Below are 5,325 nucleotides of genomic sequence, written 5' to 3'. Positions count from 1 at the left end.
AGTATACATTTTGTTAAATATCTTGATGACTACTATCTGGGTGCTATGTATCTTTTTATTGAGATTCCAGAAGATAGAGAATGGCATAATATTGCCATAACAAAAATTATAGTATTTGGCACTATTGGTCTGCTTGTGTTAGGAATTTTTGCACTCTTTTTTGTAAGGATACTTCTCAAACCCATGAAGGACTCTGTTAATCTTCTTGATAACTTTATAAAAGATACAACACATGAGCTAAATACTCCAATCTCGGCTATCCTAGCAAATGTTGAGATGATAGATAGAGAGACGATGACCGTAAAAAATATGAAAAAGATAGATAGAATCAATATCGCTGCCAAAACAGTCTCTCATCTCTATCAAGATTTGACTTTTCTCTCACTTGGACACAATCGAAGCTCAAATGATGAGTGGGTTGACCTCAAAGTACTTATACAAGATAGAGCAAACTACTTTTTTCTCTTAGCAAATTCAAAACGAATCTCATGTAGTTTAGATTTAGAAGATAGTAAGCTGTTTATAGACTCTGTAAAGATTGCCAGAATAGTTGATAACCTTATCTCAAATGCGATTAAATACAATAGACGCTCTGGAGAGATAAATATAGTGTTGCGAGAGGATTACTTCATCGTAAAAGATACGGGAATTGGTATGAAATCCGATCAAACAAAAGCTATGTTTGAGAGATATAGTCGATTTAGTAGTTCCGAGGGTGGTTTTGGTATAGGTCTTAATATTGTCAAAGCTATAGCAGATGAGTATAGTCTCAAAATACTGGTCAGCTCAAAATTTGGAGAGGGAACATCTATCCGAGTAAATTTTCCAAAAGGTAAGTCAGATGAAAATAGTTAGAATTGCAGTAATCATAGGGACTATTTTCTCACTATCTATAGCAGAAGTAGACGGTAGAACAGAGAGAAATATAACGATTATAACAAGCTCAATAAATTTACAAGAGACAAATATATATGAGGGAAACTGCATCCCCTGCCATAAATATGCTATGCCTACAACTTTAGAGGGGATGTTTATGAAATATCTCAAGGCGTATAGTGGAGAGATGAGTGTAAAATTAACACTAAAACAGTTTTTGAAAAAACCGATGAAAGAGGATTCTATTATGTCAGATCTGTTCTTGGAGAGATTTTCTGTAAAAGAGAAGTCACTTTTGAGTGATGAAGACTTGACTAAAGCTATAGATATATATTGGGATTTGTATAATGTTCGTAATAAATTAAAATAGCAATTCATATAAAAGTAATATTTAGCTAAAATGGCACTTTTAAAAAACTAAACTCATCTGTTTAAGGAACCACTACTATGTCATCTTGCCACAAATCATCTTATATCACAACACCTATCTATTATGTCAATGATGTTGCTCATATCGGACACGCATACACAACTATTATCGCTGATACACTAGCACGATACTCTCGCCTTATCGGTCACAACACTTTCTTTTTGACAGGAACCGACGAACATGGTCAAAAGATAGAGGAGTCTGCCAAAAAACGGGGTAGAGATACAAAAGAGTATGCTGATGAAATCTCTGCAACTTTTAGAACTCTATGGGATGAATTTGACATCTCTTACGATAAATTTATCCGAACTACTGATGAGTATCACAAAAAAGGTGTTCAGAAAGCTTTTACAACTATGCACGAAAATGGTGACATCTACAAAGATACCTACAAAGGTCACTACTGTATTTCATGTGAGACATTTTTTCCAGAACTACAGCTAGTTGATGGCGAGTTTTGTCCTGATTGTGGCAAAAGTACAAACATAGTTGAGGAGGAGAGCTACTTCTTTAGACTATCTGATTATGAAGATAGATTACTGGCTTGGTATAGAGATACTCCTGACTGTATTTTGCCAAGAAGCAAGAGAAATGAGGTCATCCGTTTTGTAGAGGGTGGGCTAAATGACCTCTCTGTGACAAGAACTAGCTTTGATTGGGGTGTAAAGATTCCAGAGAGTTTTGATGACCCAAAACATGTAATGTATGTTTGGCTTGATGCTCTGATGAATTATGTGACGGCTCTTGGTTATGGTGATGATGAGAAAAATATGGAGTTTTGGCCTGCTAGAGTTCATCTGATTGGTAAAGATATTCTACGATTTCACGCTATCTACTGGCCAGCATTTTTGATGAGTTTGGATTTGCCTCTGCCAAAACACATCGGAGCTCACGGTTGGTGGACTCGAAATGGTGAGAAGATGAGCAAATCAAAAGGCAATGTAGTCAACCCAAAAGAGGTTGCAGACGCTTATGGTTTGGAGAACTTTAGATATTTTATGCTTCGTGAGGTTCCTTTTGGTGGAGATGGAGACTTCTCTCAAAAAGCATTAATAGATAGAATCAACTCTGATTTGGGTAACGACCTTGGGAATCTGCTGAATCGTCTGATTGGTATGAGTGGAAAATATTTTGAGGGTAGAGTAGAGTGTGATTTGGTAGAGAAATACTACAAAGCAGAGCTAGATGAGGTGCAAATTTCTCTTGACAAACTAGAGCCTATGCTTTTTGAGCTTCAGTTGCACAGATATCTCGAAGAGCTTTGGAGACCACTAACTGTGGCAAATAGAGCTATAGATAGATACCAACCGTGGACAATGATAAAAGAGGGAAAAACAGAGGAGACGATGGCTCTAAATGGGCTTATTGCTACTATCTTGGCAAAGGTATCGTTGATGCTACATGCTGTCATGCCAAAGACTACAACTATTATCTGTAATGCTTTAGGTTTTGAGATAACGCCAGAGAGTTTTGAGAAAGTTATTCGAAATGGTGAGATATTGGTTCCGTTTACAACTGCAAAGAGAGACCCACTCTTCCCACGAATAGAGGGACAACTGCTTGTTGAGAAAAAACCTGCAGAGGAGCCTAAAAAGAGTGAAGATAAGAAAAAAGAGGTCAAAAAAACTGAAGGTATTGCACTTATAGGAATCGACCAGTTTTTTGCAACATCTCTAAAGATAGGAACTATAGTTAAAGCTGAAGAGGTAAAAAAGAGCAAAAAACTTCTGCTTCTTCAAGTTGACATCGGTGAAGATAAGCCAAGACAGGTTGTTGCAGGTATCAAGGAGTGGTATAGCCCTGATGATTTAGTGGGAACACAAGCTTGTCTGGTTGCAAATCTGAAACCAGCAAAGCTCATGGGTATGAAGAGTGAGGGTATGTTATTAGCGGCCAAAGATGCAGATGGTCTATCTCTCATTCGTCCAGAGAAACCAAAAACAATCGGTACTCCGATAAGCTAGGTAAGAGGTTAACAATATTATGAAAATAGAAGATTTATTAAACTTAACAGATGGTACAGTCATGTCTGAACCTACCATTACCGCTATCAACTCTGTAACCGTCTATCCCTCAAAAGTAGAAGAGGGTGACCTTTTTATCTCCAACGAGAGTGAAGATATTGCAAAAGCTTTAGCCAATGGTGCTTACGCAATTATATTCTCAGACCCTGATATCAAGATTAGCGATGATGAGGTAGCATGGATTCAGGTAAAAGATATTCAAAAAGCATCTTTTAGACTGATTCGATATGTTCTAATCTCTCGTGAGGCGAATTTCTATCTCTTTAATGAGCATGAGTTGTCATTTCTCAAAATGGTAGTAACACAAAAGAACAATATCGAAATTTTACCAGCTGATTGGCGAAAGATGTTTGAGAAAGTTTTGAACTCAAATGCAAAGATGTTCGTAGGAACCAATGATGAGCTAATGAAGATGATAAAACCAGATGTATCTATCTTGAACAAAGATGCGAGTTGTGAAATTATCACCGATACACTCTTCAAGACCACATTTAAAATCAATGGCTACATCTATCAAGAGAAGGATATTACCCCTTTTCATGTGGACTATCTACAGAGAGTAGTAGAGTTTTGTGACAAACATCACCTACCGTATGATTTGGATAGAGTAAAATATACGAAACATTTTGTTCCTGTGTTTATTGATGGTTTTTTGAATGTTATGAATCCTAGCAAGAGTGACAAAGTGGCTATTTTTACTGATAATTTAAAAGATATAAACAAAGCTAGAGAGTATGTAAGATATAACGGTGCGTGGGTCAAAACCATTGTTATGACTCCTCCAAAAACAAAAGTAGATGGTGTGGATAGACCAAATTGGTATGAGGGTGTAGATGAGGCTAGAGAGATTTTGAAAAACGCCTATTTTAACTATGCGTTTGTATATGCTCTTGATAAGGGGATGTTGCCTAAGATTAGAGAGGAGTATTCGCTTTTTTAGTGAAGCTCTTGGCACACTTGGAATTGGTATGTATCATCTTCTCTAAAAGATAAGAAGCCTTACCAAAGCGTTTGGTGTATTTTATGTCGGGCAGAGGGCAGTCCGACCTACGAGATTTGGAGTTGGTGCGATAGCAATCGCACCCTACGCTAGACCTTTGACAATTCTGTTTGGTGAGTAGTTTTGCAATTTTCGATTTAAATTTTCCAACGGGTTAGGTTGGAATGGGGTATTATACCATATGTAGGGTGCGATTGCCATCGCACCTTTAATTGGCGTATATTAGTGTTCTTTTATTTAAAGTAATCATTCCAACTCCTTTGTGTAATTGCACACACTTTTGTCTAAAAAGATAAAGTTTATTACCCAAATTAATGTTATAATTTTAAATTAAACATAAAAGGATACTTCATGTTAAAATCTCTTTATATCATTATTATATCTCTCCTACTTTTGACTAACTCCTTATACTCCATAGATGAGAACAAAATCCCCTCATCCCTAATAGAGTGGAAAGATTGGGTTTTAGATGATATAAAAGATAGAGAGTGTCCTATAGATTATCAAACAGGAAAATCGCAATGCTCTTGGTTTAGAGATATTGCTGTAGATTTAACTAATCAAAAATTAGACTTTAACATGTCAGTTACTTTATACAGAGATAAAACTAAAGTCACTCTGCCATCTGCTCATCTCACTTGGGTAGAGGATGTCACTGTAAATGGGAAAAAGGCGATAGTTCTCGATTTGAATTCAAAAGCTACTCTGATATTGGACAAGGGAACCCACACTATTACAGGCTCTATACCTTGGAGAGAAAATCTAAAATATCTTCAACTTCCTCATGCTATTGCATTGGTAAATCTATATAAAAATGGTAAAAAAGTCTCTACATCTGTTGACCAAAATGCTAGATTGTGGCTTGACAAAACTAGTTCTGTCAAAACAGAAAAGGGGACTCTCTCGGTCTCTATCTATAGAAAAGTGATAGATGGTCACCCTCTGCGAATGAAGAGTTATCTACACTTTTCTGTATCTGGGAAGATGCGTTCTGT

At 36.6% G+C, this 5,325-nt stretch carries 5 protein-coding genes; all 5 read left to right on the top strand.

The annotated features are described in order from the left end of the window. The coding region (locus GSY74_RS03365) for a HAMP domain-containing sensor histidine kinase (RefSeq protein ID WP_164663697.1) at window positions 1-855 on the top strand (855 nt) is incomplete at its 5' end. After that, window positions 842-1,246: a hypothetical protein gene (locus GSY74_RS03360; protein WP_223157453.1), complete on the top strand. Its 405-nt coding sequence runs from the start codon at window positions 842-844 to the stop codon at window positions 1,244-1,246. The genes GSY74_RS03365 and GSY74_RS03360, both read left to right, overlap by 14 nt. Before the next feature lie 77 nt (window positions 1,247-1,323). Then, on the top strand, window positions 1,324-3,270 hold the full coding sequence (gene metG, locus GSY74_RS03355; protein ID WP_164663696.1) for a methionine--tRNA ligase: 1,947 nt from the start codon (window positions 1,324-1,326) through the stop codon (window positions 3,268-3,270). A 19-nt stretch (window positions 3,271-3,289) separates the two neighbouring features. After that, on the top strand, window positions 3,290-4,270 hold the full coding sequence (locus GSY74_RS03350) for a hypothetical protein (protein WP_164663695.1): 981 nt from the start codon (window positions 3,290-3,292) through the stop codon (window positions 4,268-4,270). Window positions 4,271-4,681: 411 nt separating this feature from the next. Continuing rightward, window positions 4,682-5,325, top strand: a 644-nt coding sequence (locus GSY74_RS03345; RefSeq protein WP_164663694.1) for a hypothetical protein, incomplete at its 3' end; no start/stop codon positions are given.

The sequence above is a fragment of the Sulfurovum sp. bin170 genome, from assembly GCF_010892395.1.
GTDB lineage: Bacteria > Campylobacterota > Campylobacteria > Campylobacterales > Sulfurovaceae > UBA1140.
The sequence above is the reverse complement of the archived record's forward strand: the minus strand, read 5'-3'. Positions and strand labels throughout refer to the sequence as shown.

What these genes read in the sequence shown, in the direction of transcription:
- GSY74_RS03360 (WP_223157453.1), top strand. Translation starts at nt 842, where the DNA reads ATGAAAATAGTTAGAATTGCAGTAATCATAGGGACTATTTTCTCACTA.
- metG (WP_164663696.1), top strand. Translation starts at nt 1,324, where the DNA reads ATGTCATCTTGCCACAAATCATCTTATATCACAACACCTATCTATTAT.
- GSY74_RS03350 (WP_164663695.1), top strand. Translation starts at nt 3,290, where the DNA reads ATGAAAATAGAAGATTTATTAAACTTAACAGATGGTACAGTCATGTCT.